Below are 19,476 nucleotides of genomic sequence, written 5' to 3'. Positions count from 1 at the left end.
TTATCAAAATGGTTTGTCGAGGCGGGTAACGGCCTGACGTAAAAAATCGATGACTTTCATCGCCGCTGGCGTCAATGGTCGGGCGGCTATTTTTACCGTCCCGACATCCATATAAGTAATAAAATCATCAATCGTTCTGTGCATAACGCGCAGACCATCCAGTGACCACGGGCGATACACCAGGTCGGATAAAATGGTTATGCCTCTGCCTTTTGCAACCAGGCTTCTTATGGCTTCAAAAGAGTTGCTGCGAAAACTGATATTGGGCGTATAACCACGCTGCTGCCAGTAATCGATGATTACGTCAGGGTACTTATCGGTTTCCAGCAGTAAAAATGGAAGCTTCTCGACGTCTTTTAAACGGATCGAAGATTTGCTCTGTAGCGGATGCCCAATAGACGTCCACAGGCGGCGCTGTGAACGAATAAATGTTTCGATCTCCAGGTCGTTATCATGGCTGATGTTTGAGGCCAGAAGCAGACAAAAATCGACCTTGTGTTCCCGGAGCGCCTGTACCAGTTCCGGTGCTGTAGCTTCATAAAACACGATCTCCAGCAAAGGAAAACGTCGTTCAATATCGTTGAGTATATCCGGGATAAGATAAGCAGAGAGCGTTTCGGCAATGCCTATGCGCACCGTGCCGGTAAGAATTTCACTTCTGTCATGCAGGTCGTCAACAGCCGAGTGGCTACTGTTGATGATGTTGCAGGCATGTGCCAGAAAGCGCTCGCCCTCGGCGGTGAGCTTCACCCCTTTGGGGTAACGTACAAATAGTTGCACGTCTAATGCTTCTTCCAGATTCCGCATGGCAATGGTCATTGATGACTGAGAAATATGACAGCGCGCAGCAGCTTTGGAAATTTGTAATGTTTCTGCAAGCGCGATGTAAAACTCAAGTTGCCTTAGTGTAAATTTCATAGTTTTAATCTATGCACATGGATAAAAACGTTATATTAGCATTCATTTTCACGCCGCCGTAGCCTTGTGGTCATACCGTACAACTGACAATAAGGCGCATATATGCCCTATTTTTTACTCAGTCTGGCCGCCTGTTTTTGGGGGGGAAATTATGTGATTGGTCATCTATTGGTTGCTGAAGTTGATCCCATTGTTTTATCAGCGGCACGCTGGATATTTACCGCGTTATTATTGATGGCGCTCTATTTTCGTCAGGTCGCAGAGCAATGGCCGGTGATGAAAAAATCCTTTGGTACTATCGTCTTCCTCGCGCTTTGTGGTCAGGTTCTTTTTCCCTTAACGCTGTATATCGGCCTGCAATATACAACCTCGCTCAATGCGGCGATTTATATGTCCACCACCCCGGCGCTCGTTCTGTTAATTAATAAGTTCTTTTTTAAAGAGCGGATTTCTGCGCGAAATATAGCCGGTGTGATCCTGAGTACTGTTGGTGTTATCTGGCTGGTGTCGCAGGGCGATATGATACACGCGCGGGTATTTGCACATCTGAATCAGGGCGATGTCTGGACCATGGGGTCGGCGGTAAGTTGGGCTGTTTATTGTGCTTTTTTGCGCATTAAACCGCGTGAGGTGAAGGGAAACGCCTTTGTCGCCGTGAGCGCGCTGCTCGGTGCGATGGTGCTGATTCCGGTACTGGTTGTGGAGCTGATGCGCAATGGTATGCCGGGCTGGGATAGCTATGCCAATACAGGTGTTATTACTGGGCTGGCATACCTTGTTATTTTTCCTTCCTGGCTGTCATATCTGTTATGGAACAAAGGGATTAGCGCCATTGGCGCAACCCGCGGAGAGATATACTCGCACTTGATCCCACTGAGTGGCGGATTATTTAGCGTTATGTTTTTGCACGTCACTCTGCATTCATATCATCTGGTGAGCGCGTTGGTTATTATGTGCGGTATAGCATTGTGTTCCCGCCCGAGTGCTAAAAAAGGCTCGCAGCAGCGCACGGCGTAAAAAAGCGAGTAAATTAGCTTACAGTTGCGCCCCCGGTAATATTTACCACTGTGGCGGTTATTGCTCCGGCATGGTCTGAAGCCAGAAAGGTTGTAACCTCAGCGATTTGTGCCAGCGTAGGCAGGCGTCCGATCATGGTGCCTTGTGCCGCACCGCCTAACCATTGTTCGACGGTTAAACCCATTGACTGCGCTTTCGCGGTGAAAATCTCCCCGGTATAGGAACCGGCCGCTACCGCATCCACAATCGCATGCGAGCGCACGCCGACGACACGAATGTTTATTGGTCCCGTCTCGCTGGCAAGCGCTTTAATAAACGCTTCTGTTCCTGCACAGCCGACGATATGGCCGAGATGCCCGGGCATCGCCATCGGGGCGGCGGGCGCAACGATGGTGAGAATGACGCCCGCTTGATCGCCGCCCATGTGCGGCGTTACGGCTTTTGCGATATTGAACTGCGCCGCAAGGAAAGGGGTGATACCGCTCATAAACTCAGAGAGGGATAATGCGTCGATGCGCTTGCCCTGTTCATGCATAAAGCCGGTCGCGTTAACCACCACATCAATTCCACCGGTTTGCTGTACCAGGCGGGTAACTTGTGTTGAGGTGTCGTGCTCGTCGAGCACATCGGTGATAAACGTATCGACGGTACCCCCCGCCATTCGCAGGCGACTGGCCGCCCAATCAAGCTTTTCCTGACAGCGCGCGCCCAGGTATACATGAGCACCTTCGCGCGCCATCGCCTGTGCAACCGCGCTACCAATAGCGCCGCTGCCGCCGAAGATCACTGCAACCTTTCCAGTAAGCAACATAGTAAACTCCCGTCACCTTTAAGCACCGATTAAAAGTATGTGCCATAACCGGCGTGCTGCAAATTTGGGGAGGAATTACGGGGAGAAGGGGGGATAGCAAATTTCAGGCAACAAAAAACCCATCAACCTTGAACCAAAACGGCGGGGTTGATGGGCTCCACAAATTGGGGACATCAAAGAAAAGCAGTGGCAATAGTTATGACTGACACCTTGAAGAAAAGTTCTGCTGAACTGCAAAAAATTTTCTTTTAAGGGTAATTTTCAGTGCTAACCAAGGCCTGGCCAGACGATGACGATGAGTGTCCCCGCCAATGTCAGCAGAACGTTGGCAATGGCGTAGGTGCCAGCATAGCCTAATGCCGGGATGTTGCTGCGGGCCGTGTCGCTGATGATTTCCATTGCCGGAGCGCAGGTACGCGCGCCCATCATGGCGCCAAACAGCAGGGCGCGGTTCATGCGCAATACGTAAGCGCCAAACAAGAAACAAATAACAACCGGAACCAGGCTTACAATCAGACCGGCAATCAGCATTTGACCACCCACGGCGCCAAGGCCATTGCCAATGCCGCTACCCGCGCTTAAACCGACGCCTGCCATGAATACCATCAAACCAAACTCTTTCACCATGTTCAGCGCGCCCTGCGGGATATAGCCAAACGTAGGATGGTTGGCACGCAGGAAGCCCAGCATAATCCCGGCGAACAGTAATCCAGCTGCATTCCCGATGCCGAAGCTGAAATTGCTGAACTGGAAGGTGATCATTCCAATCATCAGACCAATGATAAAGAAGGCGCAGAAGGCCAACAGATCGGTCACCTGACTGTGAATGGAAATGAAGCCGATACGATCTGCGATCGTTTTAACGCGACGGGCATCACCGCTCACCTGCAACACGTCACCTTTATTGAGCACGACGTTGTCATCAATAGGCATTTCGATCTGGCTGCGGATCACGCGGTTGAGGAAACAGCCGTGGTCGGTCAGTTTCAACTGGGCCAGGCGACGGCCAACGGCATTGTGGTTTTTCACCACAATCTCTTCCGTGACGATACGCATATCGAGCAGATCGCGATCGAACACTTCTTTGCCGTTACGGAAACTGGGATCGAGGCGGGCATGCGCGTCTGGATAACCTACTAAGGCTATTTCGTCGCCCATTTGCAGCACTGCGTCACCGTCCGGGTTAGCCAGGATGCCGTTGCGGCGGATGCGTTCAATGTAACAGCCGGTCTGACGATAAATACCTAACTCGCGCAGGTTCTTACCATCAGCCCATGCTACCAGCTCCGGGCCCACGCGGTAGGCGCGGATCACTGGCAGATAAACCTTACGGTTGGCGTCAGTGTCCAGACCTCGTTCACGCGCAATTTGTTGGGCGCTGGTTTGCAGGTCCTGATGCTGAAGTTTCGGCAGGTAGCGCGCACCGACAATCAGACTGACCAGTCCAATCAAATAGGTGAGGGCGTAACCCAGACTCAGGTTATCAAGGGCAGTGGAAAGCTGCGCGCCTGCCATTCCGGAATGGCGCAAGGTATCGCCTGCGCCGACCAGCACCGGCGTGGAGGTCATCGAACCAGCCAGCATACCCGCCGTCAGGCCGATGTCCCAGCCAAATAGCTTACCCAGCCCCAGGGCGATCAGCATTGCGCTACCGACCATCACCAGAGCAAGCATTAGATAATTTTTCCCATCGCGAAAAAAAATCGAAAAAAAGTTGGGGCCGGCTTCGACGCCGACACAAAAAATAAACAGCATAAAGCCGAGATTTAATGCATCGGTGTTAATACTAAAGTGCTGCTGACCTAATAATAGGGACACCACTAAAACGCCAATGGAATTACCGAGTTGGACTGAACCCAGGCGTAATTTACCCAGGCAGAGGCCCAGAGCCAGGACCACAAATAATAACAGGATGTAATTCCCATTTAACAAATCTGCGACGTTTATATTCACTGAGGCTAACTTCTTGTTTACTAGTAAGCTATTGAAAGAAATGGCAATTTACGCTAATGTTTTTGCCAGAAATTAAGGGGCGACAGCACCGCACACAGCCCCGATTAATGCAGCATAACAATATATGCGGATAGTTTAATCTCATTACGTATCAACGGCTATAAGAATCGTGTGGGTGTGTTTTTGGCATGGAATGCCGAGTTACTTTATCTGACTGGACGCCTGCGGGCGAAAAGAGTGTTCGATAGAGAATGTGTCAGGAGGAACGATTGAAACATAAGCAAAGTTGGGCGGGGGCGATCTGCTGCTTTGTGCTGTTTATTGTGGTGTGTCTTTCATTAACGCTAAACGTGAAAGGGGCATTCAGAGCGGCAGGGCATCCTGAGGTCGGGTTGTTGTTTTTTATCTTGCCTGGTGCTGCAGCAAGCTTTTTCTCCCACCGTCGGGAAGTGCTCAGACCTCTTCTTGGTGCAATGTTGGCGGCGCCATGCTGTCTGTTGCTAATGCGGTTCGTTTTTATGCCGACGCGTTCATTGTGGCAAGAACTGGCGTGGTTATTCAGTGCGGTGTTTTGGTGCGCGCTTGGCGCATTGTGTTTTTTGTTTATCAGTAGCTTGTTCAATCAGCATCAACGACGGAAAAAGAACTGATCACGCCCTCCCGCGGAGGGCGTAGAAACAGCTATCAGGCGAACAGATTCATATTCTCTTTTGCCCACGCCTCAAAATCCGTGCAGCCGCCGATGTGTTTTTGATCAACAAAAATTTGCGGAACGGTTTCTACTGGCTTACCTACCGTCTTTTCCAGATCGGCTTTCGTAATACCTTCGGCATGAATATCAATGTAGCGGAAGTTAAAATCGTCATGCTCATTGCTTAATTTTTCTGCTAATTCTTTTGCGCGCACGCAATACGGGCACCCTGGACGACCAAAAATAACGGCAAACATCTCTCTCTCCTCGAACTTATCAGGCCGGATGGCGAATACTTATTATGATGCCGCGATTTGTGACGGATGGAAAGCAGGTTCGGCCTGTTGCTTTGATATCCTCAAGCTATAACTGTTAAACACGACGAGCCGGAACGTTTTATAATGAAAGCCATTTCGCCGGGAGACCGCTTATGCGCACCATTGGTGTATTACCGAAAAGCGTATTGATGCTGGAAATAATGGGGATGGTTTTGTTATCGCTGGCGCTGCTGTCGCTTAACGATTACCTGACCTTACCCGCGCCGCTTAACAGCCCGCTTGCCTTAGTTGTGATGATATTTCTGGGCGTACTGCTGATGCTCCCCGCTGCGGTGATGTTGATGTGGCGCATTGCTCAACTGCTGGCGCCGCAGCTCCTGTCGCGCGCTCCCGACGATTCTTCCCATTCAGACAGAGAAAAAAGAGATGACGCCAACTATTGATTTAATCCGCAGCCACCGTTCCATTCGCCATTTCACCGAAGAAGCTATTTCTGACGCACAGCGAGAGGCGATTATTGCCGCCGCTCAGGGCACCTCAAGCTCCAGTTTTTTACAGTGCACAACGATTGTTCGGATAACCGATAAAACCCTGCGTGAATCGCTGGCTACCTTATCTGGCGGTCAAAAGCACGTGGCGCAGGCCGCTGAATTCTGGGTGTTTTGCGCTGACTTTAACCGTCATTTGCAGATTTGCCCTGACGCGCAGTTGGGGCTGGCAGAACAACTGCTGCTGGGCGTGGTTGATACGGCGATGATGGCGCAAAATGCGCTGACGGCGGCAGAATCGCTGGGACTTGGCGGTGTGTATATAGGTGGGTTACGTAACAATATTGAGTCGGTCACGGAATTATTGAAGTTGCCGCAGCATGTTCTGCCGCTGTTTGGTTTGTGCCTTGGCTGGCCTGCGGATAACCCGGATATCAAGCCGCGCCTGCCTGCGTCGCTGGTTGTGCACGAAAACCAGTATCAGCCGCTTGATACAGACGTTTTGTCGCAGTATGACGAACAGCTTGCGCAGTACTATCTGACCCGCGGCAGTAATACGCGTCGTGACACCTGGAGCGATCACATTCGTCGAACCATCATTAAAGAAAGTCGTCCCTTTATCCTGGAATATTTGCATAAACAGGGATGGGCCACGCGCTAAAGATTTCAACCCAGTGTATGATACGCCTGCTTTTACCAGGTCATTGAGAGGTGCAGGGTGAAAATTGCCATTTTGTCCCGGGACGGAACGCTCTATTCTTGTAAGCGCCTGCGTGAAGCGGCGATGCAGCGCGGTCACCTGGTTGAAATTATCGATCCGCTTTCTTGCTATATGAATATCAGCCCGGCGGCGTCATCTATTCATTACAAGGGCCGCCAGCTTCCTCATTTTGACGCGGTGATCCCACGGATTGGTTCAGCGATTACCTTTTATGGTACGGCCGCACTGCGGCAGTTTGAAATGTTGGGTAGCTATCCGTTAAATGAATCGGTAGCGATTACGCGCGCGCGCGATAAGCTGCGTTCGCTGCAGTTGCTGGCGCGTCAGGGAATCGATTTACCCATTACCGGGATTGCTCACTCCCCGGACGATACCAGCGACATGATTGATATGGTCGGCGGCGCGCCGCTGGTGGTGAAACTGGTTGAAGGCACACAGGGGATTGGCGTGGTGCTGGCGGAAACACGGCAGGCCGCGGAAAGTGTCGTGGATGCGTTTCGTGGGCTGAATGCTCATATTCTGGTTCAGGAATATATCAAAGAAGCGCAAGGGCGGGATATTCGCTGTTTCGTGGTGGGAGACGAGGTGGTGGCCGCCATTGAACGCCGGGCGAAAGAGGGCGATTTTCGTTCTAATCTCCATCGCGGTGGGGTTGCTACGATTGCGAATATCACGCCGCGCGAAAGAAAAATTGCGCTCAAAGCCGCTCAGACTATGGGGCTGGATGTTGCAGGTGTGGATATTTTGCGTGCAGAACGTGGGCCGCTGGTCATGGAGGTTAACGCTTCTCCGGGACTGGAGGGGGTCGAGAAAACCACCGGGATAGACATTGCCGGCAAGATGATCCAGTGGATTGAGCGCCATGCTACGCCTGAATTTTGTCTTAAAATCGGCGGCTAAACACAATATCGATTGCGATCGTGGTATGACACGCTCTTTTTGCGTAAGCTGTGCCGGTATTTTTTTCATCAATAGAGGTCGCACATTATTATGACATCACTGGTCGTTCCCACTCTGGATACGTTGCGTCAATGGCTCGACGACCTGGGCATGAGTTTTTTTGAATGCGATACCTGTCAGGCGCTGCATTTACCTCATATGCAGAACTTTGACGGCATCTTTGATGCAAAAGTTGATTTGGTGGATAACGTCATCCTGTTTTCTGCAATGGCGGAAGTCAGACCTTCCGCACTGCTGCCACTGGCCGCCGATTTGTCCGCGATTAATGCCAGTTCGCTGACGGTAAAAGCATTTCTGGATATGCAGGATGATAATCTGCCAAAGCTGGTGGTTTGCCAGTCTTTATCCGTTACGCCGGGCGTAACGTTTGAACAGTTTGAGTGTTTTGTTCGCCAGAGCGAAGAGCAGATATCGATGGTGATCCTCGAAGCTGGGGCGCATCAGCTGTTATTTAACGCTGAAGACGATACGCAAAACAGCAATGCTGAAGTCCATTTCCTCCATTAATTCCCCCTGAATCTGGACACATTTTGCGCAGTCGCTACCAGAGCGGTTGCGTACTGCCTGTTTTTATTCTGCGTTTAACCTTTTATTAAAGAATTATTCACTTCCATTCTGCTCCTTCCGCTTTATGTCATAGACAATTCTTGCATAAAAAATTGATAAAAGACGTTTTTTAATCTGGGCTATATCCACAAAACCTGGCTAAAGTTATTCTTGCGAAGCATATAGACGTCAATTCTCGAACTGCCCCGTGTGACCTGAGCTGTGACTACAGTACGTGGTGAATGAGTGAGCGGATATCTGCGCGCGATAGCGGCATCGGGAGAGGACTCTCTTTTCATTGATGCCGCATGAAAGAATATGCACGTTTCTTGCATATCATTAGAGTGTGACATTTTTGTTCGTTTGTTAACGAACTTTCAGAAGGAAAGAGATTATGACCGCCTTAAATAAAAAATGGTTATCAGGCCTGGTTGTGGGTGCTCTGATGTCCATCTCTGCCGGCACGCTCGCTGCTGAACAAAAAACGCTGCATATTTATAACTGGTCTGATTATATTGCTCCGGATACGGTGGCTAACTTTGAAAAAGAGACCGGAATTAAAGTTATCTATGACGTATTTGATTCCAATGAAGTACTGGAAGGTAAGCTCATGGCGGGTAGCACCGGTTTTGACCTGGTTGTTCCTTCCGCCAGTTTCCTCGAACGTCAACTGACCGCTGGCGTCTTCCAGCCGCTGGATAAGAGCAAACTACCGGGCTGGAAAAACCTCGATCCTGAGCTGCTGAAGCTGGTGGGTAAACACGATCCGGACAACAAGTTTGCGATGCCGTATATGTGGGCAACGACCGGCATTGGCTATAACGTGGACAAAGTGAAAGCGGTGCTGGGGCCAGATGCGCCGGTTGATAGCTGGGATCTGATCCTCAAACCGGAAAATCTGGAAAAACTCAAAAGTTGCGGTGTCTCTTTCCTTGATGCGCCTGAAGAGGTGTTTGCTACCGTACTGAACTATTTGGGTAAAGATCCCAACAGTACCAAAGCAGATGATTACACCGGACCGGCGACCGACCTGCTGTTGAAACTGCGTCCGAATATTCGCTATTTCCACTCTTCGCAATATATTAACGACCTGGCAAACGGAGATACCTGTGTAGCAATTGGTTGGGCGGGGGACGTATGGCAGGCGGCGAACCGTGCAAAAGAAGCGAAAAATGGCGTCAATATCTCTTTCTCAATTCCTAAAGAGGGGGCGATGGCGTTCTTTGACGTGTTTGCAATGCCAGCCGATGCCAAAAACAAAGAAGAAGCCTATCAGTTCCTCAACTACCTGCTGCGTCCTGATGTGATTGCGCATATTTCCGACCACGTGTTCTATGCCAATGCCAACAAAGAAGCGACGGCTCTGGTCAGTCAGGAAGTTCGTGATAACCCTGGTATCTACCCGCCTGCGGATGTGCGCGCCAAGCTGTTCACGCTGAAAGTACAGGATCCGAAGATCGACCGTGTCCGTACCCGAGCGTGGACGAAGGTAAAAAGCGGAAAATAACCTGATGTTTGGGACATGACCCGGCAGGATTTATGCCTGCCGGGCAGTGTTGATCCTAAACACACCTAACCCGGCAATACGCACCACCGTGGTGCGTTATTTGCACCGTTTCTTTGTTTTATGCCGGAGAGCACCTGAGTGAATGATGCAACCCCACGCCCACACGCGAAAATCCGCAAGGCGCTGACCCCGCTGCTTGAAATTCGCAACCTGACCAAGTCTTTCGACGGGCAACACGCCGTCGATGACGTCAATCTTACTATCTACAAAGGTGAAATATTTGCCCTGCTCGGCGCATCCGGCTGTGGCAAATCGACTCTGCTGCGCATGTTAGCGGGATTTGAACAGCCGACAACCGGGCAAATTATGCTTGATGGCGTCGATTTAGCGCACGTCCCGCCTTATCTGCGCCCGATCAATATGATGTTTCAATCCTATGCCCTGTTTCCGCACATGACGGTAGAGCAGAACATTGCCTTTGGCCTCAAGCAGGACAAGCTGCCAAAAGCTGAAATTGCCAGCCGGGTGAATGAGATGCTGGGCCTGGTGCACATGCAGGAATTTGCAAAACGCAAACCGCATCAGCTTTCCGGCGGTCAGCGTCAACGTGTGGCGCTGGCGCGTAGCCTGGCGAAACGGCCGAAGTTGCTGCTGCTGGATGAACCGATGGGGGCGCTGGACAAAAAGCTCCGTGACCGTATGCAACTGGAAGTGGTGGATATCCTTGAACGCGTCGGCGTGACCTGCGTGATGGTAACGCACGATCAGGAAGAAGCCATGACGATGGCAGGGCGGATTGCGATCATGAACCGCGGAAAATTTGTGCAGATCGGCGAACCGGAAGAGATCTACGAGCATCCGACTACGCGCTATAGCGCCGAGTTTATCGGTTCGGTTAACGTCTTTGAAGGACTACTGAAAGAACGCCAGGAAGATGGGCTGATTATTGAGTCTCCTGGACTGGTGCATCCGCTGAAAGTAGATGCAGATGCGTCTATTGTCGATAACGTCCCTGTGTATGTTGCGCTGCGCCCGGAAAAAATCATGCTCTGTGAGGCTCCTCCCCCAGACGGTTATAACTTCGCGGTAGGTGAAGTGGTGCACATTGCCTATCTGGGCGATTTGTCGGTGTATCACGTACGTTTGAAAAGCGGCCAGATGCTGAGCGCTCAGCTACAAAATGAACATCGTTATCGCAAGGGATTACCAACCTGGGGTGACGAGGTCCGTTTGTGCTGGGATGCAGACAGCTGTGTGGTGTTGACGGTTTAAGGAGCGAAGATGAGTACACTTGAACCTCCGGCGCGCGTGGATAAAGCAGGGCGATTCACGCTGCTTATGTCGCGGCTGCAAATGAACCACGGGCGCAAGCTGGTGATTGCGCTGCCGTATGTGTGGCTGCTGCTCCTGTTTCTTCTGCCGTTTCTGATCGTCTTCAAAATCAGTTTGGCTGAAATGGCGCGCGCTATTCCACCGTATACCGACCTCGTTTCATGGGCTGACGATCAGCTATCCATCACGCTCAACTTAGCCAACTTCCTGCAACTAACGGATGATCCGCTCTATTTTGATGCCTACCTGCAATCTTTGCAGGTGGCGGGGATTTCGACGATCTGTTGTCTGCTGTTGGGCTATCCGCTGGCGTGGGCCGTCGCACACAGTAAACCCTCGACACGCAATATTCTGTTATTGCTGGTGATCCTGCCGTCCTGGACGTCGTTTTTGATTCGCGTGTACGCCTGGATGGGGATCCTGAAAAATAACGGTGTACTGAATAACTTTCTGATGTGGCTGGGCGTTATCGATCAACCATTGACGATTCTGCACACCAATCTGGCGGTCTATATCGGGATTGTTTATGCCTATTTACCCTTTATGGTGCTGCCGATTTACACCGCGCTGACGCGTATTGATTATTCGCTGGTAGAGGCGGCGCTGGATTTGGGCGCCCGACCGTTGAAAACCTTCTTTAGCGTGATTGTGCCATTGACCAAAGGCGGGATTATCGCCGGATCGATGTTGGTGTTTATCCCGGCTGTGGGTGAGTTTGTAATTCCGGAACTGCTGGGCGGCCCGGATAGCATCATGATTGGTCGCGTGCTGTGGCAGGAGTTCTTTAACAACCGCGACTGGCCGGTGGCATCTGCCGTTGCCATTATTATGCTGCTGTTACTGATTGTGCCAATCATGTGGTTCCACAAATATCAGCAAAAAAGCATGGGGGAACACGGATGAATAACTTACCGGTCGTGCGTTCGCCGTGGCGTATTTTTATCCTGGTGCTGGGCTTTACCTTCCTGTACGCGCCGATGCTGATGCTGGTTATCTATTCGTTTAACAGTTCGAAGCTGGTAACGGTCTGGGCGGGGTGGTCAACGCGTTGGTATGGTGAACTTTTCCACGATACCGCGATGATAAGCGCCGTTGGCATGAGCTTAACGATTGCTGCGGGTGCGGCGACGATGGCGGCAATCCTCGGCACTATAGCCGCCGTGGTAATGTTGCGTTTTGGCCGTTTTCGCGGATCGAATGGGTTTGCTTTTATGATTACCGCACCGCTGGTTATGCCGGATGTCATTACCGGTTTATCACTGCTGCTGCTGTTTGTGGCGCTGGCGCATGCCATCGGCTGGCCTGCGGATCGCGGTATGTTGACCATCTGGCTGGCGCACGTCACCTTCTGTACGGCGTACGTGGCGGTGGTGATTTCCTCGCGGTTGCGCGAACTGGATCACTCCATTGAGGAAGCGGCAATGGATCTTGGCGCCACGCCGCTGAAGGTCTTTTTCGTTATCACGCTGCCGATGATTATGCCTGCGGTGATCTCCGGCTGGTTACTGGCCTTCACGTTGTCGCTTGATGATCTGGTTATCGCCAGCTTTGTCTCTGGTCCTGGCGCCACAACATTACCGATGCTGGTGTTCTCCAGCGTACGTATGGGGGTTAACCCGGAGATCAACGCGCTGGCGACGCTGATTCTTGGCGTGGTAGGAATCATCGGATTTATCGCGTGGTATCTGATGGCGCGAACAGAAAAACAACGGATTCGCGATATCCAACGTGCAAGACGCGGCTGAAAAAACTAAAATCTGCCAACCTGTCTATACGGCGCCGCTGTGGTGGCTGCGCCGTTTTCATGGAAGACGACGCGTTGGGATTTTTTAAGAAATCATCCACATCACATGCTCGCTTAAACGTCCCTGCGTTGGTGCAGGTGGCGGCGCTGGCTATTATCATGATCCGCTGTCTCGATCTGTTGATGATTTTTAATACGCTAGGGTTGCGTGGAACCAGCGAATTTATTCATCGCAGCGTGCAGACCTGGAATTTGACGCTGGTGTTTCTGGGCAGCCTGGCGCTGCTGTTTATTGAAATCTACTGCGCATTTTCGCTGGTGAAAGGACGTAACTGGGCGCGTTGGGTTTATCTGTTGACCCAGATTATCGCCAGCGTTTATCTGTGGGCGGCCTCGTTGGGTTATGGTTATCCTGAACTGTTCAGCATTGCGGGAGAGTCCAGACGTGAGATCCTGCGTACGCTGGTGATGCAAAAGTTGCCGGATATGCTGGTGTTGCTGCTACTGTTTGTTCCCGCGTCCAGTCGGCGGTTCTTCCGTTTGCAGTAAATGTGGTCGGTGTTGTTTGTAGGCCGGATAAGGCGTTTATGCCGCCATCCGGCACCGACGCCGCACAATTGCCTAATGGCGACCCTAACGCGTCTTATCAGGCCTACGAAAGCTCAGGCCTGATATGCATCCCGAATGATTTTACGTATATAATCTCCGCCCTCGATCACGTAAAGGTTTTTGTATGCAGTGCGCACTCTATGACGCCGGTCGCTGTCGTTCCTGTCAGTGGATTGAACAGCCGGTTTCCCACCAACTCACCGCCAAAATGGCCGATTTACGCCAACTGCTTGCTGAACATGCGGTGGCGGAGTGGCGCGCGCCGGTCAGCGGCCCGGAACGCGCTTTTCGCAACAAAGCCAAAATGGTGGTCAGCGGCAGCGTGGAAAAACCACTGCTTGGGATGCTGCATCGTGACGGTACGCCGGAGGATTTGTGTGATTGTCCGCTCTATCCTGCGTCTTTTTCGCCCGTATTTGCCGTGCTCAAACCGTTTATCGCCCGTGCGGGGTTAACGCCCTATAACGTGGCGCGTAAACGCGGGGAGCTTAAATATCTGCTGTTAACGGAAAGCCGGTTTGATGGCGGTATGATGCTGCGCTTTGTCCTGCGTTCAGACGCCAAACTGGCGCAGTTGCGTGCAGCGCTACCGTGGTTGCAGGAACGGTTGCCACAGTTAAAAGTGATCACTGTGAATATTCAACCGGTGCATATGGCGATTATGGAAGGGGAGACAGAAATCTTCCTCACCGAACAACAGGCGCTGGCGGAACGCTTTAATGATGTGCCGCTGTGGATACGTCCACAGAGCTTTTTCCAGACCAACCCAGTGGTGGCGGGACATTTATATGCCACCGCACGCGACTGGGTGCGCCAGCTTCCGGTTGATCATATGTGGGATCTGTTTTGCGGCGTAGGAGGGTTTGGTCTGCATTGCGCCACGCCGCAGATGAAACTGACAGGTATTGAAATCGCGCCAGAGGCGATTACCTGTGCGAAACAGTCGGCGCAGGAGCTTGGGTTGCAAAATCTGCGTTTTCAGGCGCTGGATTCGACTCAGTTTGCTACCGCCCAGGACGAAGTACCCGATCTGGTTCTGGTGAACCCACCGCGTCGCGGGATTGGCAAACCGCTGTGCGATTTTCTTTCCCGCATGGCGCCACGTTTTATTGTCTATTCAAGCTGCAATGCGCAAACCATGGCGAAGGATATTCACGAGTTGCCAGGGTATCGCATTGACCGCGTTCAGCTTTTCGATATGTTCCCACACACCGCGCATTACGAAGTGTTAACGCTGCTCAGTCGACACTAACCCCATGCCTGATGGCGCTTCGCTTATCAGGCCTACGAGGAGGGGCATGACTGTAGGCCGGATAAGGCGCTTGCGCCGCATCCGGCAAATGCAACATGCGAAAAAAAAGCCCGTACTTGCGTACGAGCTCTTCTTAAAATATGGCGGTGAGGGGGGGATTGACTCGCTTTGCTCGCCCCTTCGGGGCAGCCCGTTCGCGATGCTCTCGGTCTGTCCAGCTGGCTGCGCCAGCAGTCGAACCCCGGTCGGGGCTTCTCATCCCCCCACGGGCGTGCAATATACGAAAAAAAAGCCCGTACTTGCGTACGAGCTCTTCTTAAAATATGGCGGTGAGGGGGGGATTGACTCGCTTTGCTCGCCCCTTCGGGGCAGCCCGTTCGCGATGCTCTCGGTCTGTCCAGCTGGCTGCGCCAGCAGTCGAACCCCGGTCGGGGCTTCTCATCCCCCCACGGGCGTGCAATATACGAAAAAAAAGCCCGTACTTGCGTACGAGCTCTTCTTAAAATATGGCGGTGAGGGGGGGATTCGAACCCCCGATACGTTGCCGTATACACACTTTCCAGGCGTGCTCCTTCAGCCACTCGGACACCTCACCATATTGTATTGCTGCCTGACCGCTTGGGGGGCAACGGGGCGCTACTATAGGGAGTTGCGCTAAAACGGTCAAGCAGAATTTACAGGTTCACTGTTGTTTGGTTACGCAGTGTACATATTCCTCCGCCCGGACTGGCGCGGAGGATATAATTAACGCTGAGAGTCCAGTTTTTCGCCGTTGGTCACGACTTCCTGGGCTTTGCTGTAGCTTTCGATCAGCAACTGATAAGCCGGGAAGACTTTGGTATACACTTCCGCCCACTCAGCGGCGTCTTCACGGTTCCATGTCCCCTGTATTTCAGAAGCGACGGCAGCGGTATCCATCGGCACGACACCAGCCTGAACCACGCGTGCCAGGGTAATTTCCTGCGCCATTTTGCTGTAGGTGCCGGAGGCGTCGATTACCGCGAAGACCTTATAACCTTCAGCCACTGCGCTGATGGCCGGGAAAGCCATGCAGACGCTGGTAATCGTACCGGCGATAATCAGCGTCTTACGACCTGTTGCTTTTACCGCTTTAACGAAGTCTTCGTTATCCCAGGCGTTGATTTCGCCTTTACGCGCCACGTATTGGGCGTGGGGCGCATTGGCATGGATCTCAGGGATCAGCGGGCCATTAGGTCCCTGCGGTACAGACGCCGTGGTAATCACCGGCATTTTCGCCAGGGTGGCCATTTTAGCCAGCGCAGCAGCACGCGCACGCAGCTCTGGCATTGGCATATCGCCGACGGTCTGGAAAAGCCCGCTCTGATGGTCGATAAGCAGCATGACGGAATCATTCACATCGATGAACGGACGTGAACCATTAAAGTTTGCAGGACTGGACATATTCTTCTCCTTCGATTCAGATTTGGCCAAAACGGCCGGAGTTAAAATCGCGTACGGCTTCAGCGATTTCTTGTTTCGTGTTCATGACAAACGGGCCGTAACCTACAATTGGCTCGTTCAACGGTTCGCCAGACAGCAGCAGCACGATGGCATCGCTGGTGGCTTCAATGTGCAGCGTTTTCCCCTGCTGGCTTAGCACCACCAGTTGCGCTTCGCTGGCTGGCGTGGTGCCGTTTACGGTGATATTGCCTTTCAATACCACCAGTGCGGTGCTCCATCCTTCAGGCTGAGACAACGCGAGCTGATGATTACGTTGCAGTCGCATATCCCAGACGTTCAGCGGCGAAAAAGTATGTGCAGGCCCTTTGGTTTCCTCGTAGCTACCCGCAATAACGCGAACGCTTCCTGCTTCATCAGGCAGAGCAACCGTTGGGATAACATCGCTGGTGATGCTCTGATAACCCGGCGTGGCCATTTTGTCTTTTGCCGGCAGGTTGACCCACAGCTGTACCATTTCCAGTTCGCCGCCCCGACGGGTAAATTCCGGTGAATGGAATTCTTCGTGCAAAATTCCTGCACCTGCGGTCATCCACTGCACGTCGCCGGGACCGATAATGCCGCCGCGACCAGTTGAATCACGATGTTCAACTTCACCGCTGTAAACGATGGTCACCGTTTCAAAACCACGGTGAGGGTGTTCGCCGACGCCGCGCTTTTCGTTACCCGGTGTGAACGTATGCGGACCGGCGTAATCCAGCAGCAGGAATGGACTTAACTGCTCTGCATGAGACTGGTAAGAGAACATTGAGCGAACCGGAAATCCATCGCCAACCCAGTGCGGGCGAGGTGCGGTGTAGACGCCTGTTACTTGTTTCATTTGTGTCTCCTCAGTGGCGTTATCTTGATGTGAATAAGCTTATATTCATGACAGCGAATTGAGTAGTCGCTAAAATGGTCTTCACTGTCTCATAAATAGGACAATAAAATGACAAAGCCGGATCTCAATGATTTTGCTTGGTTTGTACATGTCGTAGAGGAAGGTGGTTTCGCCGCGGCGGGGCGTGCGCTTGATGAACCGAAATCAAAACTGAGCCGACGTATTGCGCAACTTGAAGAGAGGTTGGGGGTTCGACTTATTCAGCGAACCACCCGGCAGTTTAACGTGACTGAAGTCGGACAAACCTTTTACGAGCACTGTAAGGCGATGCTGGTGGAAGCGCAGGCGGCGCAGGATGCCATTGCGGCTTTACAGGTTGAGCCGCGTGGCGTTGTGAAGCTGACTTGTCCGGTCACCTTGTTGCATGTGCATATTGGGCCAATGCTTGCCCGATTTATGGCGCGTTATCCCGATGTATCCGTGCAGCTTGAGGCGACGAACCGTCGCGTTGATGTCATCGGTGAAGGTCTGGACGTGGCGATTCGCGTCAGACCTCGTCCATTTGAGGATAGCGACCTGGTGATGCGGGTACTTGCAGACAGGGGACACCGGTTATATGCCAGCCCGCGATTAATTGAACAAATGGGCGCGGTTAACTCCCCGGCGGAATTGACCCGTTGGCCGGGCCTGAGTCTGGCATCGGGTAAACATGTGCATCGCTGGGAGTTATTCGGCCCACAGGGCGCACGGGCGGAGGTGCATTTCACGCCGCGAATGATCACCACTGATATGCTGGCGTTACGTGAAGCCGCGATTGCCGGCGTGGGGGTTGTACAACTTCCGCAACTGATGGTGAAAGAGCAATTAGCGGCGGGTGAACTGGTGGCATTGCTCGACGGTTGGGAGCCCAAGCGGGAAATTATTCACGCAGTCTTTCCGTCTCGTCGGGGATTGCTGCCCTCGGTACGCGCCCTGGTGGATTTCTTAACAGAAGAATATGCGCGGATGATTGAGGATTAAATACAGATCCTCAGCCTATAAAAAAGGCCGGTTAAACCGACCTTTTATTATCTGGACGCCATCATGGTGGCGTGAAAACAATCAGCGACTACGGAAGACAATGCGGCCTTTGCTCAGGTCGTACGGGGTCAGCTCAACAGTCACTTTGTCGCCCGTCAGGATGCGGATATAGTTTTTGCGCATTTTACCGGAGATGTGTGCAGTAACCACGTGACCGTTTTCTAACTCTACGCGGAACATGGTATTAGGTAACGTATCGAGAACGGTACCCTGCATTTCAATATTGTCTTCTTTGGCCATCTAATCCTCTGGGGTATCACTACCGTAATTTGAACCGGCAAGATAATGCCGAAGTTCTTTTAATAAGTAAAGATTTGTGCGTTTAAAACACAGCAAATCGGGTTTGGCGCATTACTCTGACCACCCACGGCAAAGCCGCACGTAAAGCGCAACGTATAAGGGAACGAGGAGATAAACGATAGGCGTTGCCTGGCGCGAACTGTTCCTTAACGGCGGCGGGGTAATGGGCTAAACCAACTCTGCGGCACAATTATAACACCCCGACAAAAAATGTGCCGAAAACATTCACCCCTGAGGCGAAAATAACGTCCTTGGTATCCAGAAATGGCTCGGTAGCCGCTGCTGACGCAGTCTGCTCAGCTGCTCAAGGTACTCCCGCCGCGGGGTTTCGATGGCGCCCAGGGATGCTGTGTGGCTATTTAACACCTGGCAGTCGATTAATTTTCCGCCCTGACGGATAAATTCCGCGCAAAAAACAAGTAGTGCGGTCTTGGATGCATTTTCCTGACGACTGAACATTGATTCGCCACAAAACAGCGTACCTTGCGCCACGCCATACATGCCGCCGACTAATTCATTTTGTCGCCATACTTCAATTGAGTGCGCATGTCCCAGTTCGTGCAGCCGATGGTAAGCGTCCACCACATCGTGTGTGATCCAGGTGCCTTCTTCCCGATCGTTCGCACAGCCTTCAATCACCTGACCGAACGCGTAGTTGAGCGTCACACGATAAGGCGAATTTTTATGAAAGCGTTTCATGCTGCGACTGAGGTGAAAGTTCTCAGGCCAAAGAATGGCGCGCGGATCGGGTGACCACCAGAGAATAGGGTCACCGGGAGAAAACCACGGGAAAATACCGCGCTGGTAGGCCATCAACAGGCGGGCAGGGCTAAGATCGCCTCCCAGCGCCAGTAAACCGTTAGGTTCGCGTAAAGCGCCTTCCGGTGATGGGAAGGCTATTGAATGGCGGGACAGTTGCACCAGGCGCATGACAGCGAAACTCCACTACGCGAGTTTGATCGTTCAATAA

21 protein-coding genes, 1 tRNA gene and 2 other RNA genes are annotated in these 19,476 nt (G+C 52.1%); 13 read left to right on the top strand and 11 right to left on the bottom strand.

Features of this window, described 5'->3' with window-relative positions; genetic code table 11:
- Window positions 1–3: 3 nt before the first annotated feature.
- Complete coding sequence (locus tag AC534G_RS16460; protein WP_110498512.1) at window positions 4–918, bottom strand: LysR family transcriptional regulator; 915 nt, start codon at window positions 916–918, stop codon at window positions 4–6.
- A 102-nt stretch (window positions 919–1,020) separates the two neighbouring features.
- Between AC534G_RS16460 and AC534G_RS16455 the strand changes: the two genes are divergently transcribed.
- The gene (locus tag AC534G_RS16455; RefSeq protein ID WP_038639220.1) at window positions 1,021–1,935 is read left to right on the top strand and encodes a DMT family transporter; all 915 of its coding nucleotides are present in this window, start codon (window positions 1,021–1,023) and stop codon (window positions 1,933–1,935) included.
- Window positions 1,936–1,948: 13 nt separating this feature from the next.
- Here the strand turns inward: AC534G_RS16455 and AC534G_RS16450 are convergent, their stop codons facing one another.
- Entirely contained in the window at window positions 1,949–2,746 is a 798-nt protein-coding gene (locus AC534G_RS16450) for an SDR family NAD(P)-dependent oxidoreductase (RefSeq protein ID WP_110498511.1), read from the bottom strand.
- 267 nt (window positions 2,747–3,013) lie between these two features.
- A complete protein-coding gene (locus AC534G_RS16445) occupies window positions 3,014–4,699 on the bottom strand; it encodes an aspartate:alanine antiporter (RefSeq protein WP_038639225.1) in 1,686 nt (561 codons plus the stop codon).
- 269 nt (window positions 4,700–4,968) lie between these two features.
- Here AC534G_RS16445 and AC534G_RS16440 point away from each other — a divergent pair, with 269 nt between their 5' ends.
- Entirely contained in the window at window positions 4,969–5,349 is a 381-nt protein-coding gene (locus AC534G_RS16440) for an inner membrane protein YbjM (protein WP_061388467.1), read from the top strand.
- Window positions 5,350–5,383: 34 nt separating this feature from the next.
- On the opposite strand, the gene AC534G_RS16435 is transcribed toward AC534G_RS16440, so the two are convergent.
- On the bottom strand, window positions 5,384–5,647 hold the full coding sequence (locus AC534G_RS16435; RefSeq protein ID WP_016152408.1) for a GrxA family glutaredoxin: 264 nt from the start codon (window positions 5,645–5,647) through the stop codon (window positions 5,384–5,386).
- Between the two features lie 173 nt (window positions 5,648–5,820).
- Here AC534G_RS16435 and AC534G_RS16430 point away from each other — a divergent pair, with 173 nt between their 5' ends.
- From AC534G_RS16430 to rlmC, 10 genes are all read left to right on the top strand, one after another.
- The gene (locus AC534G_RS16430; RefSeq protein ID WP_110498510.1) at window positions 5,821–6,111 is read left to right on the top strand and encodes a YbjC family protein; all 291 of its coding nucleotides are present in this window, start codon (window positions 5,821–5,823) and stop codon (window positions 6,109–6,111) included.
- The gene (gene nfsA, locus AC534G_RS16425; RefSeq protein WP_087857572.1) at window positions 6,095–6,817 is read left to right on the top strand and encodes a nitroreductase NfsA; all 723 of its coding nucleotides are present in this window, start codon (window positions 6,095–6,097) and stop codon (window positions 6,815–6,817) included. Before AC534G_RS16430 ends, nfsA begins: the two co-directional genes overlap by 17 nt.
- 57 nt (window positions 6,818–6,874) lie before the next feature.
- Entirely contained in the window at window positions 6,875–7,777 is a 903-nt protein-coding gene (rimK, locus tag AC534G_RS16420; protein ID WP_038639233.1) for a 30S ribosomal protein S6--L-glutamate ligase, read from the top strand.
- A 90-nt stretch (window positions 7,778–7,867) separates the two neighbouring features.
- Entirely contained in the window at window positions 7,868–8,344 is a 477-nt protein-coding gene (locus tag AC534G_RS16415; protein WP_038639236.1) for a type III secretion system chaperone family protein, read from the top strand.
- Between the two features lie 433 nt (window positions 8,345–8,777).
- The gene (gene potF / locus AC534G_RS16410; protein ID WP_038639239.1) at window positions 8,778–9,890 is read left to right on the top strand and encodes a spermidine/putrescine ABC transporter substrate-binding protein PotF; all 1,113 of its coding nucleotides are present in this window, start codon (window positions 8,778–8,780) and stop codon (window positions 9,888–9,890) included.
- A 138-nt stretch (window positions 9,891–10,028) separates the two neighbouring features.
- Window positions 10,029–11,162, top strand: a complete 1,134-nt coding sequence (potG, locus tag AC534G_RS16405) for a putrescine ABC transporter ATP-binding subunit PotG (protein WP_069323238.1) — start codon at window positions 10,029–10,031, stop codon at window positions 11,160–11,162.
- 9 nt (window positions 11,163–11,171) lie between these two features.
- The gene (gene potH / locus AC534G_RS16400) at window positions 11,172–12,125 is read left to right on the top strand and encodes a putrescine ABC transporter permease PotH (protein ID WP_069323239.1); all 954 of its coding nucleotides are present in this window, start codon (window positions 11,172–11,174) and stop codon (window positions 12,123–12,125) included.
- Window positions 12,122–12,967, top strand: coding sequence for a putrescine ABC transporter permease PotI (gene potI, locus AC534G_RS16395; RefSeq protein ID WP_110498509.1), 846 nt, complete (start codon window positions 12,122–12,124; stop codon window positions 12,965–12,967). The genes potH and potI overlap by 4 nt, the downstream gene beginning before the upstream one ends.
- A 59-nt stretch (window positions 12,968–13,026) precedes the next feature.
- Window positions 13,027–13,515, top strand: coding sequence for a YbjO family protein (locus AC534G_RS16390; protein WP_038639250.1), 489 nt, complete (start codon window positions 13,027–13,029; stop codon window positions 13,513–13,515).
- A gap of 184 nt (window positions 13,516–13,699) precedes the next feature.
- Window positions 13,700–14,827, top strand: coding sequence for a 23S rRNA (uracil(747)-C(5))-methyltransferase RlmC (gene rlmC / locus AC534G_RS16385; protein ID WP_110498508.1), 1,128 nt, complete (start codon window positions 13,700–13,702; stop codon window positions 14,825–14,827).
- A 141-nt stretch (window positions 14,828–14,968) separates the two neighbouring features.
- Here the strand turns inward: rlmC and AC534G_RS16380 are convergent.
- The 5 genes from AC534G_RS16380 to AC534G_RS16360 all read right to left on the bottom strand — a co-directional run bounded on the left by AC534G_RS16380 (window position 14,969) and on the right by AC534G_RS16360 (window position 17,126).
- A non-coding RNA gene (locus AC534G_RS16380) (RtT sRNA) lies at window positions 14,969–15,107 on the bottom strand.
- A 44-nt stretch (window positions 15,108–15,151) separates the two neighbouring features.
- Window positions 15,152–15,290: non-coding RNA, RtT sRNA (locus AC534G_RS16375), on the bottom strand.
- A gap of 44 nt (window positions 15,291–15,334) precedes the next feature.
- Window positions 15,335–15,422 (bottom strand) — tRNA-Ser (locus AC534G_RS16370).
- 149 nt (window positions 15,423–15,571) lie between these two features.
- Window positions 15,572–16,249, bottom strand: coding sequence for an isochorismatase family protein (locus tag AC534G_RS16365; protein ID WP_110498507.1), 678 nt, complete (start codon window positions 16,247–16,249; stop codon window positions 15,572–15,574).
- Window positions 16,250–16,265: 16 nt separating this feature from the next.
- Entirely contained in the window at window positions 16,266–17,126 is an 861-nt protein-coding gene (locus AC534G_RS16360) for a pirin family protein (protein ID WP_038639258.1), read from the bottom strand.
- A gap of 108 nt (window positions 17,127–17,234) precedes the next feature.
- On the opposite strand from AC534G_RS16360, the gene AC534G_RS16355 reads away from it, so the two are divergent.
- Window positions 17,235–18,146 carry a LysR family transcriptional regulator gene (locus AC534G_RS16355; protein ID WP_069323241.1) on the top strand — a complete coding sequence of 304 codons (912 nt, stop codon included), beginning with the start codon at window positions 17,235–17,237 and terminating at the stop codon, window positions 18,144–18,146.
- A gap of 81 nt (window positions 18,147–18,227) precedes the next feature.
- Here AC534G_RS16355 and infA read toward each other — a convergent pair whose 3' ends face one another.
- Window positions 18,228–18,446: a translation initiation factor IF-1 gene (gene infA, locus AC534G_RS16350; protein ID WP_002211347.1), complete on the bottom strand. Its 219-nt coding sequence runs from the start codon at window positions 18,444–18,446 to the stop codon at window positions 18,228–18,230.
- A 285-nt stretch (window positions 18,447–18,731) separates the two neighbouring features.
- Window positions 18,732–19,436 (bottom strand): leucyl/phenylalanyl-tRNA--protein transferase, encoded by a 705-nt coding sequence (gene aat / locus AC534G_RS16345; RefSeq protein ID WP_038639268.1) that lies wholly within the window; start codon window positions 19,434–19,436, stop codon window positions 18,732–18,734.
- Window positions 19,437–19,476 lie beyond the last annotated feature (40 nt).

Source organism: Citrobacter sp. CRE-46 (assembly GCF_059615875.1).
Note: the sequence above shows the minus strand (reverse complement) of the source record. Positions and strands in the feature narration are given on the sequence as shown.

What these genes read in the sequence shown, in the direction of transcription:
- rlmC (WP_110498508.1), top strand. Translation starts at nt 13,700, where the DNA reads ATGCAGTGCGCACTCTATGACGCCGGTCGCTGTCGTTCCTGTCAGTGG.
- AC534G_RS16365 (WP_110498507.1), bottom strand. Translation starts at nt 16,249, where the DNA reads ATGTCCAGTCCTGCAAACTTTAATGGTTCACGTCCGTTCATCGATGTG.
- potI (WP_110498509.1), top strand. Translation starts at nt 12,122, where the DNA reads ATGAATAACTTACCGGTCGTGCGTTCGCCGTGGCGTATTTTTATCCTG.
- AC534G_RS16360 (WP_038639258.1), bottom strand. Translation starts at nt 17,126, where the DNA reads ATGAAACAAGTAACAGGCGTCTACACCGCACCTCGCCCGCACTGGGTT.
- AC534G_RS16430 (WP_110498510.1), top strand. Translation starts at nt 5,821, where the DNA reads ATGCGCACCATTGGTGTATTACCGAAAAGCGTATTGATGCTGGAAATA.
- AC534G_RS16455 (WP_038639220.1), top strand. Translation starts at nt 1,021, where the DNA reads ATGCCCTATTTTTTACTCAGTCTGGCCGCCTGTTTTTGGGGGGGAAAT.
- AC534G_RS16415 (WP_038639236.1), top strand. Translation starts at nt 7,868, where the DNA reads ATGACATCACTGGTCGTTCCCACTCTGGATACGTTGCGTCAATGGCTC.
- infA (WP_002211347.1), bottom strand. Translation starts at nt 18,446, where the DNA reads ATGGCCAAAGAAGACAATATTGAAATGCAGGGTACCGTTCTCGATACG.
- potH (WP_069323239.1), top strand. Translation starts at nt 11,172, where the DNA reads ATGAGTACACTTGAACCTCCGGCGCGCGTGGATAAAGCAGGGCGATTC.
- potF (WP_038639239.1), top strand. Translation starts at nt 8,778, where the DNA reads ATGACCGCCTTAAATAAAAAATGGTTATCAGGCCTGGTTGTGGGTGCT.
- AC534G_RS16460 (WP_110498512.1), bottom strand. Translation starts at nt 918, where the DNA reads ATGAAATTTACACTAAGGCAACTTGAGTTTTACATCGCGCTTGCAGAA.
- AC534G_RS16390 (WP_038639250.1), top strand. Translation starts at nt 13,027, where the DNA reads ATGGAAGACGACGCGTTGGGATTTTTTAAGAAATCATCCACATCACAT.
- AC534G_RS16435 (WP_016152408.1), bottom strand. Translation starts at nt 5,647, where the DNA reads ATGTTTGCCGTTATTTTTGGTCGTCCAGGGTGCCCGTATTGCGTGCGC.
- AC534G_RS16450 (WP_110498511.1), bottom strand. Translation starts at nt 2,746, where the DNA reads ATGTTGCTTACTGGAAAGGTTGCAGTGATCTTCGGCGGCAGCGGCGCT.
- nfsA (WP_087857572.1), top strand. Translation starts at nt 6,095, where the DNA reads ATGACGCCAACTATTGATTTAATCCGCAGCCACCGTTCCATTCGCCAT.
- AC534G_RS16355 (WP_069323241.1), top strand. Translation starts at nt 17,235, where the DNA reads ATGACAAAGCCGGATCTCAATGATTTTGCTTGGTTTGTACATGTCGTA.
- aat (WP_038639268.1), bottom strand. Translation starts at nt 19,436, where the DNA reads ATGCGCCTGGTGCAACTGTCCCGCCATTCAATAGCCTTCCCATCACCG.